This is a genomic window from uncultured Chitinophaga sp., assembly GCF_937874145.1.
Taxonomy (GTDB): Bacteria; Bacteroidota; Bacteroidia; order Chitinophagales; family Chitinophagaceae; genus Chitinophaga.
Map to the genome: position 1 here is coordinate 1 of NZ_CALNBI010000115.1, position 18,350 is coordinate 18,350.

Consider the following 18,350-nt stretch of genomic DNA (forward strand, 5'->3'; position numbering starts at 1 on the left):
GTCGAGCAGCACGGGGATGCCCTGTTCGTGCGCGAGGGAGATGATCTCTTTCACGGGGTTCACGGTGCCCATGGTGTTAGACACCCAGGCGATGGACACCAGTTTCACACGGCCGTTCAGCATGGAACGGAAGGCGTCCATGTCGAGCTCACCGTTATCGGTAACGGGCACCACTTTCAGTTTCGCGCCTTTTTCCTCGCAAACGAGTTGCCAGGGCACGATGTTGGAGTGGTGCTCCATGCCGGAGATGATGATTTCGTCGCCCTCTTTCAGGAAAGTTTTGCGGAAGCCGTTCGCCACCAGGTTGATGGCGTCCGTCGTGCCCTTGGTGAACACCACTTCGTGATGGTGCGCGCCGATGAAGGCGGCCACGGCGTGACGGGCGGCTTCGTAGGCCGAGGTAGCCTGCTGGCTCAGCGAATGCACCCCGCGGTGCACGTTGCTGTTGTATTGGGTATAGTATTCCTGCATGGATCGGATCACCGAAACGGGCTTCTGCGTGGTGGCACCATTGTCCAGGTACACGAGGGGCCGCCCGTTCACGGTTTGCTGGAGAATCGGGAATTCGTTCCGGATCAGTTCCACTTCGGGCCATAAAATATCTTGTGCAGTAGCTGTTTCCATGATCCTTCCGGGTTTTAAGGGTGAAGGCTAGGCGTTCAGGTATTGCGAAGCGATCTGCTCCACATGCTTGCGCACAGCCGGGATGGTCACCTTGGCGGTGATATCGAAAGCGAACGCTTTCACCAGCAGGTTCCGGGCTTCGGCTTCGCCGATACCACGGGCGCGGAGGTAAAAGAGCGCGTCTTCACTCACCTGTCCGATCGTACAACCGTGGCTGCACTTCACGTCGTCCGCGAAGATCTCGAGCTGCGGCTTGGTGAACAGGGTGGCTTCCGGGCTGATCACCAGGTTGTTGTTCTGCTGGAAGGCGTTGGTCTTCTGCGCATCTTCATGCACGTAGATCTTGCCGTTGAACACGCCTGTGGCCTTGTCCAGGAGCACGCCGCGGTACAGTTCGTTGCTTTCGCAGTGGGGCATGCGGTGGTCGACGGACGTGTGGTTGTCGATTACCTGCGTGCCTGCGGCGATGTAGAAACCGTACATATGCGTTTCCGTGCGTTCTTCGTCGAGCGAGATATTAAGGTTGTTGCGGACGAAGTCGGAATCGGTGAGGGTAAAAGTATAGTTGTTGTAAAGGCTTTTGCCTTTCTGTTCCACCAGGTTCTGGTTGATGAAACGGAGTTGGTTGCCGCCTGTCTGCAGCTGGTATTGGCTCAGCTGCGCGCGTTCGGCCACGATGGATTCGGTAACGCTGTTGATGACAACGGTATCCGTCAAACCGAGCCCTGCGGCGGATTCTACGATCTGCACGCTGGCACCTTCGTTCACTACCACGAGGTGGCGGGGATTGAAGAGGCGGGATTGGCCGGCGGCGTACAGGTGGATCACCTGGATGGGTTGTTCCACGATCGCCTTGGCTTTCACTTCGATGAACAGGCCGTCGTTGAAGAGGGCGGAGTTCAGCTGCGCGAAATGGTGCTCATTGATTTTCGGGCTCTGGTTGAAGTACAGTTCCACAGCGGGCTGTGTACCGGCTTCGCTCAGCCTGCTGACCGTCACCTGAGCGGCGGGGGGCAATTGGGAAAGATGTTGCTGGAGCACGCCGTTCACCAGAACGAGGCGGTGGGCGTCGGGGATGAGCGTGGCGGCAGCTTCGAGCTGCGCCGCGGTTACTTCCGGTACTTCCGGCAGGGTGATCTGGATGTCGTTCTTGAAAAACGGCACCACGTTGGTGTATTTCCAGTCTTCCACTTTCACGGTGGGGATGCCACCGAGTGCGAGGAACTGCTGCAGCGCCGCTTCGCGGCCGGCGAACCAGCCATTGGCGGAGAACTGCGCGCCGAAAAGCGCGGGCAATGCCTCGTTAAATGATATATGCTTAGTTGCTGTGGTCATGTGTTATTGTACAGGTTCTTCTAAACGGATGTCTTCTTTCAGCCAGTCGTAGCCTTTTTCTTCCAGTTCCAGCGCCAGTTCCTTGGTGCCGGATTTCACGATGCGGCCGTTGTAGAGCACGTGTACAAAGTCGGGAACGATGTATTCCAGCAGGCGCTGGTAGTGGGTGATGATGACGAAGGCGTTGTCTTTGCTGCGAAGCTTGTTCACGCCGGCGGATACGATGCGGAGCGCGTCGATGTCGAGGCCGGAGTCGGTTTCGTCCATGATCGCGAGCTTGGGCTCGAGCATGGCCATCTGGAAGATGTCGTTGCGTTTCTTCTCACCGCCGGAAAATCCTTCGTTGAGGGAACGGTTCATTAGGTTGGCATCGAATTCCATGAGCTTCTGTTTGCTTTTCAGCATGTCCAGGAAAGCTTTGGCCTGCATGGGAGGTTCGCCATGGTAGGCGCGGATCTCGTTTACGGCCGTTTTGAGGAAGTTGATGTTGGAAACGCCGGGGATTTCCACCGGGTACTGGAAGGCGAGGAACAGCCCTTCGCGCGCGCGCACTTCGGGGCTCATGTCGAGCAGGTCTTTACCCAGGAAGTCCACCGAGCCATCGGTTACTTCGTAGGATTCGCGGCCGGCCAGCACAGAGGCGAGAGAAGATTTGCCGGAGCCGTTGGGGCCCATGATGGCGTGCACTTCGCCCGGTTTCACGGTCAGATTAATGCCTTTCAGAATAGCATTTCCTTCTACTGCAGCATGCAGGTTTTTGATATCTAGCATCTCTTTATTTTTATAGGTTATCCTACACTGCCTTCCAGCGTGATGGATAATAATTTTTGTGCTTCCACGGCAAATTCCATGGGCAGCTGGTTCAGTACTTCTTTTGCATATCCGTTCACGATCATGTTCACGGCCTGTTCGTTGTCGATCCCGCGCTGGTTCAGGTAAAACACCTGGTCTTCCCCGATCTTGGACGTGGTGGCCTCGTGCTCCACCATGGCCGTATTGTTTTTCGACTCGATGTAAGGGAAGGTATGCGCGCCGCAGCGGTCGCCGATCAGGAGCGAATCGCACTGCGTGAAGTTACGGGCGTTGGCGGCGTTGGGGCCAACCTTCACCAGTCCGCGGTAGGTATTATGGCCGTGGCCGGCGGAGATACCTTTGGAAATGATGCGGCTCTTGGTGTTTTTCCCGATATGGACCATCTTGGTGCCTGTGTCTGCCACTTGTTTGTTGGCGGTAACGGCTACGGAGTAGAACTCGCCGATGGAATTATCGCCCTGCAGGATCACACCGGGATATTTCCAGGTGATGGCAGAACCGGTTTCCACCTGCGTCCAGGAGATCTTGGAGTTTTTACCCTTGCAGATCCCGCGCTTGGTCACGAAGTTGTAGATACCGCCTTTACCGTCCTTATCACCAGGGTACCAGTTTTGTACGGTAGAGTATTTGATTTCCGCATTGTCCAGGGCGATGAGCTCCACCACTGCGGCGTGCAGCTGGTTCTCGTCGCGCATGGGGGCGGTGCAGCCCTCGAGGTAGCTCACATAGGAACTTTCGTCGGCGATGATGAGCGTGCGCTCGAACTGGCCGGTATTTTTCGCGTTGATGCGGAAATAGGTGGAAAGCTCCATCGGGCAGCGGACGCCCTTGGGAATGTATACGAACGACCCGTCCGAAAACACAGCGGAGTTCAGGGCGGCGTAAATATTGTCGGATTGGGGAACCACCGTGCCGAGGTACTTTTTCACCAGCTCGGGGTGTTCCTGAACGGCTTCGCCGAAGGAGCAGAAGATGATACCCAGCTCATGGAGCTGCGCCTTGAAGGTCGTAGCCACGGAAATGGAGTCGAATACCGCATCTACCGCTACGCCGGACAGCATTTTCTGCTCTTCCAGGGGGATGCCCAGCTTCTCGAAGGTGCGGAGGAGCTCGGGATCCACTTCGTCAAGACTGTTATATTTCACCTTGTTCTTCGGTGCGGCATAATAGGAAACTCCCTGGAAGTCCACTTCCGGGAGGTCGAAATTCTGCCAGTTGGGCATAGTCAGTTTCTGGAAAAGCTGGTACCCCTTCAGCCGCCACTCCAGCAGCCATTCCGGCTCCTGCTTCTTGGCGGAAATGAAGCGGATGATGTCCTCGTTAAGGCCCGGGGGCGCAATATCCATTTCGATCTGCGTCTCAAACCCGAACTCGTACTCACGGCCCGCCAGTTCCTGTAATATGTCTTGTTCTGCGCTCATAAATAATTATATACTCTTCTAATCGTTTATCTCGTTGCGTAAACCAGCTACAAAGATAGCGCGCTAAATGCGGTAAATCCATATCGCCGGCCCTATTTTCAAGCCCGTTTACGAATTACTTGCTTGAAATCCCGACAAAGTTACGATATTTGCGAATAAAGCAAGTGTAAACTTGGAAAATTATAAAGCACATCATACCTCTTCTGTCGACCGGCTGTTACTGCTGCTCAAAACGAAAGGCCCCCTTACCACGGGAGCCGTTTCCGTTGAGCTGGGCATCACCGCCGAAGGCGCGCGCCAGCAGCTCCAGCGGCTGGCCGAGGAAGGCTGGGTGCTCTTCGAATCCATCTCCCGCGGCGTTGGCCGCCCTTCCCTCGTCTGGAGCATCTCCGACAAAGGCAACCGCCGCTTCCCCGACTCTCACGCCGAGCTCACCGTTCAACTTATTGATACAATTCGTGATGTATTAGGCGCTGAAGCACTTAATAATGTGATATCCGCCCGGGAATACAAGGTCTTATTAAGATATTACGACATGTTAAAAGAGGAGGAAGGCCTCGAAGCCAAAGTCCGCAAGTTCGCCGAGCTCCGCTCGCGCGACGGCTACCTGGCCGAATACCGCAGGGAAGGTGAGGGGTTCATCATGATCGAAAACCATTGCCCCATCTGCGCCGCCGCCACCGCCTGCCATGACATCTGCAAAGTGGAGCTCCAGACTTTCCAGGAAATCTTCCGGGAATGGGGCACCATCGAACGCCTCGACCACGTGCTGGAAGGCGCCCGCCATTGCGCATACCGCATCTCCCCGGCAACTACCTCAGAATAAAATTTATGAATTATTACGCTGCTATTTGATTGAAAAATCAAATATGAAAAATATGCAATTAAATCTGGCAGCGCATTTCCACGGATTTTCGCATTCACAGTCCCTAATTCAGGCTCTGATGTTCCGCGGGATTGAACGCCTTCTCCGATAAACCCAGCAATACAATCGCCAGCACGCCCAGGATGATCAATAGCGTGAGCTCCAGCCGGGAACTGAGCGACGACCCGCTCGCAATGTCCCTGGAGTCGGTTTGCAGGTTCTTACCTTCCCCGATCTGGATGCCGCTGAGCGTGTTGAGGTTGATAACGGTTTCCTGGAATTGGTGCAGCATGGCCAGCGTGTCTCCGGAGGCGGCCAGTTGGCGGTAGGCAGACAGGTGGGATTTGAAGGAAGACCATTGCTTTTTCTCGTCCGGCGTAAGGTAGGTTGTTTCGTAGATGATAATAAGGCTGTCGATCGCTTCGGTATGCCCGTCGTTGCCTTTCAGCCTTTGTTCGTACAAATGGTTGGCGATGCCAAAAAGGTAAGTAGCTGGCAGCAGGCGGTCGTTGTATAAAGAAGTAACGGATTGTTCAAGCCGGTTGATGTTTCTCCGCTCACGAAGGTTGTTGAGCAATACCAAAACAATAATCACTATAAAAACACAACATACCTTGAACTTGGTCTTGAGTTGGGAAAAACGTTTCATTCGCGGAATTTACCTTAATATATCACTTTTTGCGGAATAAACAGGTCAACGATGAATTGCATGTCGGGAGATGTTGCTGTTGATGGGTTTCACAGGGATTGGGTTATTTGCTATCTTGAGCGGTAAATTCCACTGATATGAGAACCTTCGCGTCCCTCATGCTTTTCCTGCTGCCGGCCGTTGGCGCACAGGCACAGGAGAGCCCCGTCCGCCTGAACCAGAGCGGCTTTTACACTGCCGGCCCCAAACGCGCCGCTGTTACAGGCGCTGTTGCCTCCAGCAAGTTTTTCATCACTACAACCGATGGTAAAGACACGGTGTTCCGCGGCATCCTGCAGAAAGAGAAGCCCTCCCAGTGGTCCGCAACCATCGTCCGCATGGCCGATTTCAGCGCCCTGGAAAAGAAAGGGCACTTCGTCCTGCGCGTTCCCGGCCTGGCTCCCTCATTCCCCTTCGAAATCGGCGATGCGCCGTTCCGGGATTTGGCCGCTGCCTGTTTGAAGGGATACTATTTTCAGCGGGCTTCCATGTCATTGGAAGCGCAATATGCAGGCAAATGGGAACGCCCCGCCGGGCACCCCGACACACAGGTGCTGGTACATGCTTCCGCAGCAGACGGGCGTAGGCCCGGGGGGACGGTAATCGCGTCTCCCGGCGGCTGGTACGACGCCGGCGATTACAACAAATACATCGTCAATTCCGGCATCACCATGTATATGCTGCTGGCGGCTTACGAAGATTTTCCCGCGTACTTCGGCCAGTTTGATATCAACATCCCTGAAAGCGGCAACGGTGTCCCCGACATCCTCGACGAAGCGCTGTACAACCTCCGCTGGATGCTCACCATGCAGGATCCTGCCGATGGCGGCGTATATCATAAATGCACCAATGCCAGTTTTGACGGGATGGTCATGCCCCACGAGGCTACCAAATCTCCGCGCTATGTCGTGCAAAAAAGCCTGACGGCCACTTATGATTTCGCGGCGGTGATGGCCATGGGCTCCCGGATCTACGGAAAATTCGGGAAAGCCTTTCCGGGCCTGGCGGATAGCTGCCGGCAGGCGGCCGTGCGCGCCTGGGAATGGACAGAAAAACACCCGGATAACCGTAACGGTTACAGCCAGAAAGAAATCAATGCCTGGGCCAAACCTCCCATTACGACGGGCGAATATGGCGACAGGAACGCCGCCGACGAAAGAAACTGGGCCATCACGGAACTGTACCTCACTTTACGCAACGGGAAATTCGAATCCCTCCTTCAAACGGTCCCCGACGACGCTGCCATGCCCACCTGGTCGAAAGTGGGGATGTTGGGCGGATGGAGCAGCTTCCGGCTGGCAGCTTCGCCCGCATTGAAAAAACAGGCCGCAGCGCCGCGCGTAAAACTCGCCGGCGCTTTATTGGACAATATCGACAAAAACGCTTTCGGAACCGTGATGGGCCGCACCGCTGGCGACTTCAACTGGGGCGGCAACGCCAACGCCGCCAACCAGGGCGTCATGCTCGTATATGCGTATCTCGCTACCAAAGACAGGAAATACCTCGATCACGCCCTTTCCAACCTCGACTACATCCTTGGCCGCAACGCCACCGGGTACAGCTTCGTGACCGGTTTCGGCAGTAAACCGCCGATGCACCCCCATCACCGGCCCTCTATTGCCGACGGCGTGGCAGACCCCGTGCCGGGGCTCCTCGTTGGCGGGCCAAATGTAAAGATGCAGGACAGCTGCGAATATCAATTTAAAGAAATCGAAACGGCGTATGTGGATCACGAGTGCTCCTACGCTTCCAACGAGATCGCCATCAACTGGAACGCCCCGCTGGTGTATCTTGTCAATGCACTGGAAGCGCTGAAAATGGAAGCGGGCTACGTGAAGCCCTGAACGGGTTGATTTAATTTTATCCTATTTTGCGCCAAGCAATTCAAATTCAAGGAAATGCCCTTCACCAGCACCTGCCTGGGATGGATCGCTACCTGCGCTTCCGCCTTCGGCTTACCCACCGACAGCCTTCCGCACCGGGACTCACTTCCCCCGGGCCAGCCCGCCTGGATAGAGAAGATCGGCGATATGGCTACCGTGAAGGCTACTTACAGCGAAGATGTGGAAGCGTTATCGCTCCTCACGCCGGGGCTGGATGTGGAACTGGCGCCCAATTCGCAGGCTGCTCTTCATGCCAGTTTTTCCTACAGGTTCCTGTCGGTAGGGTTTAAAGTGGCGCCGGGCTTTATTTCTGGCAATAACGACAACGACCTGAAAGGCAAAACCTCCGTAAGAGGCCTTGGCGTGGGGTTTTCTTTCCGCCACTGGCAGCAGGAATTAAGCTACAGCCGCACCAAAGGTTATTATCTCGCCAATACCGCCGATTACGACCCCGACTGGAAAGAAGGTATGCCTTACCTGCAGTTTCCGCAATTGGTATTTACCAGCTTCCAGGGGATTACGGGGTATAATTTCAACTCCCGTTTTTCCGTCAACGCCGTACTCACGCAAACGGAACGACAGCGTAAAAGCGCAGGCAGCTTCATCCCGCTGCTGCTATACCGTTATTACATCATCGACGACCGCACCGAACCCGCATCGCCCGGCGGCGCCACACAGCGGTCCAACAACTTCGAAGTGCTGCTGGGAGCGGGGTATCATCATACTTTCGTCTGGAAAGACTTTTACGCATCGCTCGGCATTACCCCCGGCGCGGGGTACATCTTCACGAAACTAACGACGCGTTATCCCGGCGATCCCGTTCACAGCCATAACCACACACCCGCCTTCCGGATCGACGGCAGGGCAGGACTGGGGTACAACGGCCCCAAAGTCTACGCAGGTTCCTACCTGAACGTGATTTCCAATGCATCCAGGCAAGATAATAACGCCATTATCAACAGCGACAGCCGCCTGATCTTCCGGGTGTTCGTAGGATATCGGTTCCGGGCGCCGAGGATACTTTCCAATACTATGGATCGTATGACGGAGAAAGGTTTGGAGAAGTTGGACAGGATGCGTGGGAAGCGGTAACGTTTGACATAACGGCAACGGCCGACGAGTTATCGCCGGCCGTTATATGCAGTATTGTAAATCATCATTTCAACCGCTCCAGCAGATCCTGCCAGGCGTAATAATGGAACACCCGCCCGTTGCTCATCGCTACGAACAGCCCCCCGGGGAACTGTCCCCCGAAAGTCACCGGTGTGATATCCGATCCATCGCTTTCAATCGTGGAAACGGGCACTTCCCCCACAAAAACATTCTTCCCCTCGCGGCGGAATACCATGAACGTATTCGCCTGCTGGTTGGAAACGATGACATATCCCATGCTATCGCCCGTCGGATATATGGAAATCCCTTCGTGATCGGACGCAAAGCCCTCCCGGCCAAAGAACCCCAGCTCCGTATCGTCGCGCTTGTCCGGATCGGCGAAGTATTTCTTCACGCCCACCGTTTCATCGGAATAATACACGTACCCCAGCTGGTTGTCGACCGCAATCGCTTCGATCTCCTTCTTGCCGCTGTATTTCCCGAATTTGCGCACCAGTTCCGCTTTCACCTGTCCCTTGCCGTCGTCGGCCAGGCGGTACTGCCAGAGGTAGCCGTCGGTGGGGCCTTCCTTCCTGCCCACGATCACGAAAATGGCGGAGTCGTGCGGGCGCGTATACAATGCCACGCCCATCGGATCGGCCTGCGCCTCGCCTTCAAATACGGAAATGCCGCCGTTGTCGATAGGTTCGAGGCCGGGGAGGCGGAAGATGCGGATCTTTTTAGTCTCGCGCTCCGTAGCCACCGCGATATCGGTCAGTTGGCCGGAGAGTGGAAGGTTGTAAGCGATGTCCACGTTGTTGGGGCGCTTCAGTGGTTCCGACTGCCCGACGATCTTACCATCGAGGCCAAAGGCGTACAACGCGCCGTCGGAGTCCTTATCGGTGCCGATGACGAGGCTTTTCAGGGTGTCTGCCCGGTTGATCCAGATCGCCGGATCATCAGTGTCATGTTTCGTTTGCTGGGTCACCACCCGGGGTTTGACGGCATTCTCCGCCACGGGAGCAAGCCCGTTGCAGGCGGCGCCGCCCAATGCCAGGGCTATGCTGAGTATCGTAATTTGATGCATGTTTGATGTTTCAGGTTACAGATCGAATTTAAAGCCGAAGTTGAAACGCGGTCGATAGAACTCGGCCTGCATGGTTCTTTCGCGGATGCCCTGATAGTAACGTAACGGCTGGTTGGTAAGATTGTTCGCCTCGCCGAATACGCGAAGCTGGCTTGTCAGTTTCACGGAAGCGTTGGCATCCAGGAAAAACTGGCGGTCGTAGAAGCGGTCTTCGAAATCGTCGCCGCCCAGCTCGTCGAGGTAAGATGCGGCGTAGTTGCCAGACAGGCGGGCCGAGAAGATCTTGTTCTCGAAAGACAGCGATGCGTTAAACATATGCGGCGCGGTGCCTGGGAGCGTTACGCCGCTGCGCTTCTCGCCGTCGCCGTTGTACACCCCGTCGGCTTTGGATTTGGTGAAAGTGTAGTTCAGGTACACGCCAAAGCCTTTGGCGAAACCGGGGAGGAAGTCGAGCTGGCGTTGCAGCGCCACTTCAAACCCGTAAACTTTCACCTTGTTGCCGTTGCGGGCCTGGGTGTAGGACCAGTTTTCATCAACAGGAATGGGATTGGCCTGGCCCGGGAAGTCTGCCGCAAACTGGGCGGTGTTGTATTGTTCGTTCCGGTATGTGTAGATGAAATCTTTGATGTTTTTATAGAACACACCGCCCGACAGGATGCCCACCGACTTGAAATACTGCTCGGCCATAAAGTCGAAGTTGGTGGCGTAAGCGGCTTTCAGGGCGGGATTGCCGGCGCTGATCTCCTCGTCTTCCTGTACGATGCTCAGGAACGGCGCGATGTCGTAATAGTTCGGGCGCGCCAGCGAGGTAGTAGCGGCCAGGCGCAGCACGAGATTTTCCGTGGCGTTGTATTTGAACGTAAGGCCCGGCAGTACGTTGAGATAGCTGTTTTTGATATTGCGCTTGCCGGTGAGGGTTTCTTCTTCCTCCACCACGTTCCCTTCGTATTTGGTGCTGGTGTTTTCAAAACGGATACCGGCGATGAACGAAAGTTTGGACGTGATGTCCTGGTCCCAGCGCACATATCCCGCCAGGATCGATTCACGGGCTTTGTAATTCACGGCGAGGAACTCCGACGGGTCCGCCGTCTTCTCAAACAAAGAAGCATTTCCCAGGTCGAGCCCGCCGAGGAATTCCGGGGCCACGAAGCGGCCGGGAACATATTGGTTGCCGGGTTGGAAGGGTTGCTTGTTCCATTGGAAACCCGGCATTTTATCCAGCGTCGCGAATTCGTTGAGAGGCTCGTATCCGAAGAAGTCGTTTTCCCTTTCTTTATCCTTCAGGCGAAGGCGGCCACCCACGCGCATACGCCCTTTCTGACCGGGGATCACGCTGAGCGGGAAACGAAGGTTCACCTTCATGCCGAGCTCGCTTTCTTTCGTGAAATCGTTGTTCTCCGTCAGCGTAGCCAGGCTGTAGTCCCCGTCTGTAGCACCGGGCGCGGTAACGAGCGGGCGGCGGGGATTGGTGATGTCCATGGTCAGGGGAACGTCTTCATATTCGTATTCGATATAGCGCTCCCGGTCTTTTTTCTCGCTGGCGGCCGACCACGACGCGCTCCAGTTCAGGTCAACCTTCGGGCTCAGCAGGTGATCGCCGCGGAGGGAGTAATTCTGCACGCGCTGGGTTTCCAATCTCCTGTTCTTGCCGCGGTTCCCACCTGCGCCGCCTTTGTTCTCGCGCGTGAGGGTGCCGGTGTAGCCGGTGATATTGTCGTTCGCGTCATATTCCGGTTCGATGTCTTTGGCGTTGAAAGCAAAACGGTTCTCGCGGTCGTCGCGCCAGGTGTACATCGCGTTCAAGTATAGCGTATTGGCGGGATTGATCTTATAATCCAGTGCGGCCGAAGCATTCCTGCGTACGCGCTGCACAAAGTACTGCCGGATGCCCAGCTCTTCCAGGTACACATTCCCGAAATCGTCCTTCTTCCAGGTGGGCTCGATGTTATCCGACCCGTAATCGTTGTTGTTGTAGGACGCGCTCAGGATAGCGCCGAATTTGGAGTGGAAAAAGCGGTTCCCCAGCACGAGGGCGCCGTTGTAAATCGGCTTTTCCCGGATGGGGTTGTAGCCGGACGACAGCGTGGCCGATACGCGCGGGCCGTTTGGCGCGGCGCGGGTCACCAGGTTCACGGAGCCGCCGATGGCGTCGGCATCCATATCGGGCGTGAGGGTTTTATTCAGCTCGATGGTCTGCACCATATCGCTCGGGATAAGGTCCATCTGCACGTTCCGGTTATCGCCTTCGGCGGAAGGGATGCGGTCGCCGTTGAGTGTAACGGAATTCAGTTGCGGCGCCAGGCCACGAATGATGATATTGCGCGCCTCGCCCTGGTCGTTCTGCATGGTTACACCGGGGATGCGCTTAATGGCGTCGCCGATATTGCCGTCGGGGAAGCGGCCGATCTGGTCAGCGCTCACCACGTTGGTCACGTTGGGATTGTTCTTCTGTTGGTTGAGTGCTTTCGCCTGCCCCCGCAGCCTGTCGCCCACAACTAGCACTTCTTTCCCGGCGATGCCGCCGGCTTCCAGGGCGAGCGTTTGCTCAGGATTGCGTCCAGCAGAAATATTCACATCCTTCGACAATTTACCGTAACCGATGTAAGTCACTTCCAGCCGGTAAACACCGGCAGGCACGTTAAGAAACTCGAAACGGCCCTGCTGGTCGCTGACGGTATAGTGATTGCCGGGGCTCAGCCGGAGCGTGGCGCCGGGGAGGGAGAGCCGCTGGTTTTTATCCATAATATGGCCGGTCAGCAAACCGGTCTCCTGTGCAAATGCCCATATGCTGCAGCAGCAAAGGATCATTACAGACAGCAATTTTTTCATGGTATCTTTTTTAAGTTTTGCCTGCGCCCGGCCAAAAGCGGCCGTCTTTTTTCCGGGCACCCAAAGATGCGCATGAACCATCCGCCGCCGCAAATTTCTACCGTGAACAAAAAGGAAACACCGTTAACAGGTGCGTAAACAATCCGGCAACAGCGTGAACAATTGCCCTGCAAGTGCCTGATAATCAAATTGGAATTCCGTAACAAAATGGCTGTTAAGGAATTATTACCGTAACATGAAGGGCGTGTTAACCTCATATCGACTGGATGAAGGTGGTGAGGTTTTCGCCCTGGCGGAGCTGCAGTTTTTTGCGGAGCCGGTAGCGGACCACCCGCAGGCTGTCCTGCGAAATTCCCAGCAACACCGCGATGTCGGCCGAGCTGAGATTCATTTTCAGGAGGGCGATGAGGCGGAGGTCGCCGGGCGTGAGGGCGTTGCAGTATTCCCTGATTTTATCGAAGAAAGACTGGTGGATCTGCTCGAAAGTGCTGCGGAACTCATCCCAATGCTGATCGTGGTTGAAATTCTGGTGGATGAGCTGCTGGAGTTGCCTGAGTTGCTTCTTCTGGTCGCGGCGCTCGTCGTTGACCATATCCAGGAGTTTTTGCTGGATTTCCTCCAGCAGTTGGTTTTTCTGGATGATGTGGAGGGTGTGGGCGCTGAGGACTTTCGAGCGGGTTTCGAGTTCCTGCTTCAGGCTTTCTTCCTGGAGTTGCAATAGTTCTGTGCGGGTTTTGAATTGTTGCTGCTCCTGCATGCGGAGCAGTGCGGCGTTGCGGATGCGCAGCCTTTGCCGGGAGATCACCAGCACGCCGAGGGTCACGAGCAGGAGGGCGCCGATCACGAGGAAGATGGCGGAGTTGCGGGCATTCCGAAGGCGGACAATTTCCAGGTCTTTCTTCCCGGTATCATACATGGCCTGGATCACGGAAAGTTGCTTGCCGCTTTCGCGGGAATAAATATTGAGGAGGCTTTCGCGGCTGAGCTCACCATAATAGAAGGCACTGTCGTTGCGGCCCATCCCGTTATAGGCGCGGGCCATATCGCGGTAGGCGCTGCTGAGCTGGTATTCTTCCCGGGTGGCGAGCGCCAGTTCCAACGCGTTGCGGGTAAAAGTGAGGCTTTCGGCGTAGCGGTTGGTTTTACGGAGGATGTCGCCCAGGTTGTTGTAGATCTCGATGGTGGCGAGGCGGTCGTGGTGTTGGAGGTTGAGTTCCAGGGATGTGTGGAAGTAATAATAGGCGGAATCGTATTGCCCGAGGTCTTCATGGATGCTGCCCAGGTTCTCGTAGATCTTGGCGACGCCCTGTTGGTCTGCCGTTCGGGCGAAGAGGGAGAGGGCTTTGTGCTGGTAGTAGGCGGCGGAATCGTAGTCTTCACGTTTCTCGCACAGGTGCCCGATGCGGCCGATGGTCTGGGCCATGCCGTTGAAGTTGCCGGCGCGGGTGTAAAGCGCCAGGGCCTCGTCGTATTGGCGGCGGGCTTCCCGGGGCTGGCGGCTGTAATAATATAAGGTGCCGATGTCGTTGAGGTTTTGGGCGAGGGAGATCCATTGCTGCTCCCTGCGGTAGTGCTTCCCGGCCTGCAGGTGGTAGTCGAGCGCCTGGGGATAGTAGCCTAAGTGATAGCAGGCGTTGCCCAGCCGGCTGAGGATCCCCGCGGCGGAGATGGGGTCTTTGCGGGAAAGGGCCTGTTCCAGCGAATCCTTCAGCGCCTTGAACCCCGGGGCGGCGCCGGGCTCCGGCAGTACGGCGATCACGGCCGGCGTTTCCGGCTGGGCGGCGAGCGGAGCGGCAGCAATTAACATCAGGATCAGGAAGATGTATTTCATCCTGCAAAAGAAATAGTCCCATATTACCGCAATGTTAAGCCAAAGCTGCTTGCCGCTGTTTTAGACATTTCATTATCTTCACCCAAATTTTTTAGCTTATGAAACCGTGCATCCTGGCATTCCTCTTCGCCTGCGTCTTCATTTCTGCCAAAGCCGCTCCCGCCGCCAACGAAATCCCCTTCCAGCTCCTCGAATCCGGCCACCTGCTCGTAAAAGCGAAAGTCGACGGCGTAGAAGGCAATTTCATCTTCGATACAGGCGCCGGGCTCACCGTCTTTACCAAAACATTTTTCGATAAGCTGAAATATTCAAAGAAGGAAGACGGCGGATACACCGGATTCCGCGCCACCGGCGAACGGCTGGATATCGACTTGTACGAAGTGCGGAATTTCGAATTCGGGCCTCTGAAGAATGCCGTGCAGGAAGTGAGCTTCCTCGACGCCAACCTCGGCGGCATCGATGGTATCATCGCCATCAAAGTACTGGAACATCAGCCTTTCACGATCGATTTCCCCGCGAAAGTGATCCGTTTCGAGAGCAGGCAGTCGCTGGCCGGCATCCGTAAGCAGGCGAAATCCATCCCTTTGCAACTGGAGCAATCCCGCAATAAATCACTGACCATATTCGCCTATTTCTTGGTAAACGACAGCCTGCGCCTGCAATGCTCGCTGGACAGCGGGGCGGGCAAAGACGTGTTCCGGCTGAATGCAAAGCATCTATCGCGCCTGCACGTGGATGTGCGCGATACGGCCAATGTCCTGAAGGTGGAGCGGAAGAGCGAGTTCAACGAGCAATTCAAATCATCTATATACAAAACGAAGTTGCGGGAACTCTCGCCCGAAGGCGCCCCATCCATCAAGACAGGCCCTTTCCCCGCGCAGCTGGTAGAAGGTTTGATTTACGACGGGATCATGTGGATCAACTGGCTGGGGCAACGCCTGACGTTCGACCTGGATACGCCAGTGCTGCTGGTGCGGGAATAGGGATTTATTTCCACCAATAATAGTAATTATGCGCCCCGTCGTATTCGAAGCCGCAGCGGGGGTAGAGCTTGTTGCCGATGTCGTTGGTTTTTTCGGTTTCCAGCATCAGTCCGCAGGCGCCGGTTTCATCGCACCATTGTTTGGCGCGGTCGATCAGCGCCACGGAAAGCCCGTTCCCGCGGAAGTCGGGGTGAACGAAGAGGTCGCTGAGCAGCCATTGTTTGGCAAGCCGGATGTAGTGATAAAGCTCGTACAGCTGGACGAATCCCGCCGGGCGGCCTTCCGCATACACTAAAAAGATATGCGACTGCTCCTGCCGCAACCGGTCATGGATGAACGATTTACATTTGTCGTAATCCGCCGCCTGGCGGTAGAAAACCCGGTACTGGTTGAATAGATCCGCAGCTACGTCCAGCTCCGCCAGCGTAGCTTTTCTGATGATGAAATCCATGGTAAGCGTGTTGTTGAAGCTGCAAATCTATGGGTATATTGGACCAGCCCGGTCATCCAGAATGCATTATAATTGGTAGTCCAGCTTGGATGCCGTGCGACAGATGACCCGGGGGCATCCTGGGGGGGGGCATGCAGTCATAAAAAAACGCGTAGATACCGGATCTACGCGTTTTTCAAAATATATTGCCTGAGCCTTTCTGAAGGCTATTCAAACTGGTTCAATGTTTCGTTCTGCTTGTTAACTTTCTCGAGATTTTCCTTTTTCAGGTCGGCCAGCTTTTGCCGGAGCGCGCTGTTACTGGTGGCTAAAATCTGCACTGCCAGCAAGCCTGCGTTTCGAGCGCCGTTTACGCCTACGGTAGCCACCGGGATATCGCCGGGCATTTGAACGATCGACAGGAGAGAGTCCCATCCGTCCAGGGAGTTTGATGATTTGATCGGCACGCCAATCACGGGCAATGTAGAAATAGCCGCAACCATTCCGGGCAGATGAGCAGCGCCGCCCGCTCCCGCGATGATGATCTTCAGCCCCCGTTGTTCAGCTGACGATGCATATTCAAACATTCTTTGAGGGCTTCGATGGGCCGATACAACGCTGAATTCGTATCCTATGCCGAATTTATTCAGCACTTCTATTGCCTGGCGCATAATGGGCGCATCGGAACTGCTGCCCATGATAATGCCTACCTCTATCTGGTTCATTTTTATCAGTTTATTATTTTACGTACCGTCTCCGCTTTTGAGACAATTTTATCAATGGTACTGTCAGTAATTGTGATGTGCCCTATTTTTCGTCCGGGCCGTTGGCCACCTTTTTTATTGTACCAGTGCAGGTGAACACCCGGCAAATCCAATAATTCTTTGATTTTCTCTTCCTTGTTGTTGCTGAATGATGCATTATCCAGGATGTTCAACATAAAAGAGGGGGTCCGAAGGGTGGGATCGCCCAATGGCAAGCCGAGTATCGCACGGAGAAGCTGTTCGTATTGCGACGTAACACTCGCTTCAATAGTGTGGTGGCCACTGTTATGGGGCCGGGGAGCGAGCTCATTTACTAATATCCGGTCGTCTTTTGTCACGAACATTTCTACGGCAACAATACCAACCAGGCCAAGCGCTACGGCGATCTTCTCCGCTAACGCGGTAGCCTGGCCGGCAAGCTCTCCGTCCAGCTGGGCGGGCGCTATCTGGTAATCCAGTATGAACTTTTCTTCAGAAAAAACCATTGCGGCAGGTGCGTAAGATTTTACAACACCCTGCTCATTTCTCGCGACGATAACGGCTATTTCCTGCTTAATATCCACCAACTCTTCGAGCAGGCTCGGCTCATCAAAAGCAGTTTGTATATCGGCTGCAGACCTGAGAACCATTACTCCATAACCATCATATCCGTTACGGCGTTTTTTAAGGCAGAGCGGCAGCCTGTTTTCGAAATTGTGGAGATCAGCTTTGCCGTCAACAGCCTCACCCGGAGCTACCGGAATACCCTGCGATATTAAAAATTGTTTCTGTGTAAATTTGTCCTGGATCAGTTCAATGTTGTCGGGCGTCGGGAATACCTTTACCCCGGACTTCTCGAGCTGGCGTAATGCGGCCGTGTTTACGGCCTCCATCTCGATAGTGATAATGTCGAGGCCTTTGCCAAATTCTATCACATCATCGAATGACAAGGGATCTGCACAATAAAAAGAAGAAGCGTATCGTGAACTGGGAGCTGCGTCGTTTTTGTCCATTACGGAGATGTCGAGGCCAAAATCAATCGCATGCCTTATTAACATGGCGCCCAATTGTCCACCTCCCAGTATTCCTATTTTCAAATTTTCTCGCATAGAATCTAATTGGTTGGCAAAGGTATAAAACAATCAGAACAGTTGGCAAATCTATATGCTGCCATGCATCTGTAGTGCAGCTACATAGGCATAAACAATTCAATATGAAACTTATAGATATTATATACTTATATTATGTCAGTCTTGGGGCCTATAATCGGTGTCTGTAGCGGGAGCGCATAGCCGGAGCGAATTTGCCGCAATGTGTTTATTCCTGTTGATGGGAAACCAAATGCAGAGGCATATTTCTGATTCAGGGAATATAATGCCATTTACGTCAAATAGTGGAGACTGGAAAAAACGGCCACCGGTAAACGACCTGACCGGTTAGCGAATATACGGTGCAGGTACGCTAACCGATTCGCTAACCGAAGCATCAGGACCTTTTGTATAATACTTTACGGATGGATCATAAAAAAACCGCGTAAACATTGTATTTACGCGGTTTTCTACAAATTTGGCGAAGCCTGTTCACTTCGTCTGTGACCCTGTAGGGACTCGAACCCTAGGCCCGCTGATTAAGAGTCAGCTGCTCTACCAACTGAGCTACAGAGTCTTGATGATTGGGAGCAAATGTAATAAAAAATCAACCAGTACGCAAAAATGCATTCTGATTG

Annotated in this window: 15 protein-coding genes and 1 tRNA gene; 4 read left to right on the forward strand and 12 right to left on the reverse strand. The window is 54.6% G+C overall.

The features are described from left to right. The 4 genes from Q0510_RS05200 to sufB all read right to left on the reverse strand — a co-directional run. A partial coding sequence (locus Q0510_RS05200; protein WP_298708901.1) for an aminotransferase class V-fold PLP-dependent enzyme occupies nt 1-624 on the reverse strand: 624 nt, incomplete at its 3' end. Nucleotides 625-651: 27 nt separating this feature from the next. Beyond that, nucleotides 652-1,959 (reverse strand): Fe-S cluster assembly protein SufD, encoded by a 1,308-nt coding sequence (sufD, locus tag Q0510_RS05205; RefSeq protein WP_298708902.1) that lies wholly within the window; start codon nt 1,957-1,959, stop codon nt 652-654. 3 nt (nt 1,960-1,962) lie between these two features. Next, the gene (gene sufC, locus Q0510_RS05210) at nt 1,963-2,730 is read right to left on the reverse strand and encodes a Fe-S cluster assembly ATPase SufC (protein ID WP_298708904.1); all 768 of its coding nucleotides are present in this window, start codon (nt 2,728-2,730) and stop codon (nt 1,963-1,965) included. Between the two features lie 17 nt (nt 2,731-2,747). Then, on the reverse strand, nt 2,748-4,193 hold the full coding sequence (gene sufB / locus Q0510_RS05215) for a Fe-S cluster assembly protein SufB (RefSeq protein ID WP_298708906.1): 1,446 nt from the start codon (nt 4,191-4,193) through the stop codon (nt 2,748-2,750). A 172-nt stretch (nt 4,194-4,365) separates the two neighbouring features. Between sufB and Q0510_RS05220 the strand changes: the two genes are divergently transcribed. After that, nucleotides 4,366-5,019 (forward strand): metalloregulator ArsR/SmtB family transcription factor, encoded by a 654-nt coding sequence (locus Q0510_RS05220; protein ID WP_298708908.1) that lies wholly within the window; start codon nt 4,366-4,368, stop codon nt 5,017-5,019. Between the two features lie 103 nt (nt 5,020-5,122). Here Q0510_RS05220 and Q0510_RS05225 read toward each other — a convergent pair whose 3' ends face one another. Beyond that, the gene (locus tag Q0510_RS05225; RefSeq protein ID WP_298708910.1) at nt 5,123-5,707 is read right to left on the reverse strand and encodes an MCP four helix bundle domain-containing protein; all 585 of its coding nucleotides are present in this window, start codon (nt 5,705-5,707) and stop codon (nt 5,123-5,125) included. Between the two features lie 137 nt (nt 5,708-5,844). Between Q0510_RS05225 and Q0510_RS05230 the strand changes: the two genes are divergently transcribed. Beyond that, the gene (locus tag Q0510_RS05230) at nt 5,845-7,590 is read left to right on the forward strand and encodes a glycoside hydrolase family 9 protein (RefSeq protein ID WP_298708912.1); all 1,746 of its coding nucleotides are present in this window, start codon (nt 5,845-5,847) and stop codon (nt 7,588-7,590) included. A 54-nt stretch (nt 7,591-7,644) separates the two neighbouring features. Further along, a complete protein-coding gene (locus tag Q0510_RS05235) occupies nt 7,645-8,721 on the forward strand; it encodes a DUF4421 family protein (protein WP_298708914.1) in 1,077 nt (358 codons plus the stop codon). Nucleotides 8,722-8,785: 64 nt separating this feature from the next. Here Q0510_RS05235 and Q0510_RS05240 read toward each other — a convergent pair whose 3' ends face one another. The 3 genes from Q0510_RS05240 to Q0510_RS05250 form a co-directional block, all read right to left on the reverse strand. Then, the gene (locus Q0510_RS05240; RefSeq protein WP_298708916.1) at nt 8,786-9,808 is read right to left on the reverse strand and encodes a phytase; all 1,023 of its coding nucleotides are present in this window, start codon (nt 9,806-9,808) and stop codon (nt 8,786-8,788) included. A 15-nt stretch (nt 9,809-9,823) separates the two neighbouring features. Next, the gene (locus Q0510_RS05245; protein WP_298708918.1) at nt 9,824-12,637 is read right to left on the reverse strand and encodes a TonB-dependent receptor; all 2,814 of its coding nucleotides are present in this window, start codon (nt 12,635-12,637) and stop codon (nt 9,824-9,826) included. A gap of 253 nt (nt 12,638-12,890) precedes the next feature. After that, on the reverse strand, nt 12,891-14,468 hold the full coding sequence (locus tag Q0510_RS05250) for a tetratricopeptide repeat protein (protein ID WP_298708920.1): 1,578 nt from the start codon (nt 14,466-14,468) through the stop codon (nt 12,891-12,893). A gap of 98 nt (nt 14,469-14,566) precedes the next feature. Between Q0510_RS05250 and Q0510_RS05255 the strand changes: the two genes are divergently transcribed. Next, on the forward strand, nt 14,567-15,451 hold the full coding sequence (locus Q0510_RS05255; protein ID WP_298708922.1) for a retropepsin-like aspartic protease: 885 nt from the start codon (nt 14,567-14,569) through the stop codon (nt 15,449-15,451). A 4-nt stretch (nt 15,452-15,455) separates the two neighbouring features. Here the strand turns inward: Q0510_RS05255 and Q0510_RS05260 are convergent, their stop codons facing one another. The 4 genes from Q0510_RS05260 to Q0510_RS05275 form a co-directional block, all read right to left on the reverse strand. Further along, nucleotides 15,456-15,902, reverse strand: a complete 447-nt coding sequence (locus Q0510_RS05260) for an N-acetyltransferase (RefSeq protein ID WP_298708924.1) — start codon at nt 15,900-15,902, stop codon at nt 15,456-15,458. A 206-nt stretch (nt 15,903-16,108) separates the two neighbouring features. Continuing rightward, complete coding sequence (gene purE / locus Q0510_RS05265) at nt 16,109-16,606, reverse strand: 5-(carboxyamino)imidazole ribonucleotide mutase (RefSeq protein WP_298708926.1); 498 nt, start codon at nt 16,604-16,606, stop codon at nt 16,109-16,111. A gap of 5 nt (nt 16,607-16,611) precedes the next feature. Next, nucleotides 16,612-17,733, reverse strand: a complete 1,122-nt coding sequence (locus tag Q0510_RS05270; RefSeq protein ID WP_298708928.1) for a 5-(carboxyamino)imidazole ribonucleotide synthase — start codon at nt 17,731-17,733, stop codon at nt 16,612-16,614. A 483-nt stretch (nt 17,734-18,216) separates the two neighbouring features. Further along, nucleotides 18,217-18,289 (reverse strand) — tRNA-Lys (locus Q0510_RS05275). Nucleotides 18,290-18,350 lie beyond the last annotated feature (61 nt).

Coding starts and splice junctions, on each gene's coding strand:
- sufD (WP_298708902.1), bottom strand. CDS start 1,959: ATGACCACAGCAACTAAGCATATATCATTTAACGAGGCATTGCCCGCG.
- sufC (WP_298708904.1), bottom strand. CDS start 2,730: ATGCTAGATATCAAAAACCTGCATGCTGCAGTAGAAGGAAATGCTATT.
- sufB (WP_298708906.1), bottom strand. CDS start 4,193: ATGAGCGCAGAACAAGACATATTACAGGAACTGGCGGGCCGTGAGTAC.
- Q0510_RS05225 (WP_298708910.1), bottom strand. CDS start 5,707: ATGAAACGTTTTTCCCAACTCAAGACCAAGTTCAAGGTATGTTGTGTT.
- Q0510_RS05230 (WP_298708912.1), top strand. CDS start 5,845: ATGAGAACCTTCGCGTCCCTCATGCTTTTCCTGCTGCCGGCCGTTGGC.
- Q0510_RS05235 (WP_298708914.1), top strand. CDS start 7,645: ATGCCCTTCACCAGCACCTGCCTGGGATGGATCGCTACCTGCGCTTCC.
- Q0510_RS05240 (WP_298708916.1), bottom strand. CDS start 9,808: ATGCATCAAATTACGATACTCAGCATAGCCCTGGCATTGGGCGGCGCC.
- Q0510_RS05245 (WP_298708918.1), bottom strand. CDS start 12,637: ATGAAAAAATTGCTGTCTGTAATGATCCTTTGCTGCTGCAGCATATGG.
- Q0510_RS05250 (WP_298708920.1), bottom strand. CDS start 14,468: ATGAAATACATCTTCCTGATCCTGATGTTAATTGCTGCCGCTCCGCTC.
- Q0510_RS05255 (WP_298708922.1), top strand. CDS start 14,567: ATGAAACCGTGCATCCTGGCATTCCTCTTCGCCTGCGTCTTCATTTCT.
- Q0510_RS05260 (WP_298708924.1), bottom strand. CDS start 15,902: ATGGATTTCATCATCAGAAAAGCTACGCTGGCGGAGCTGGACGTAGCT.
- purE (WP_298708926.1), bottom strand. CDS start 16,606: ATGAACCAGATAGAGGTAGGCATTATCATGGGCAGCAGTTCCGATGCG.
- Q0510_RS05270 (WP_298708928.1), bottom strand. CDS start 17,733: ATGCGAGAAAATTTGAAAATAGGAATACTGGGAGGTGGACAATTGGGC.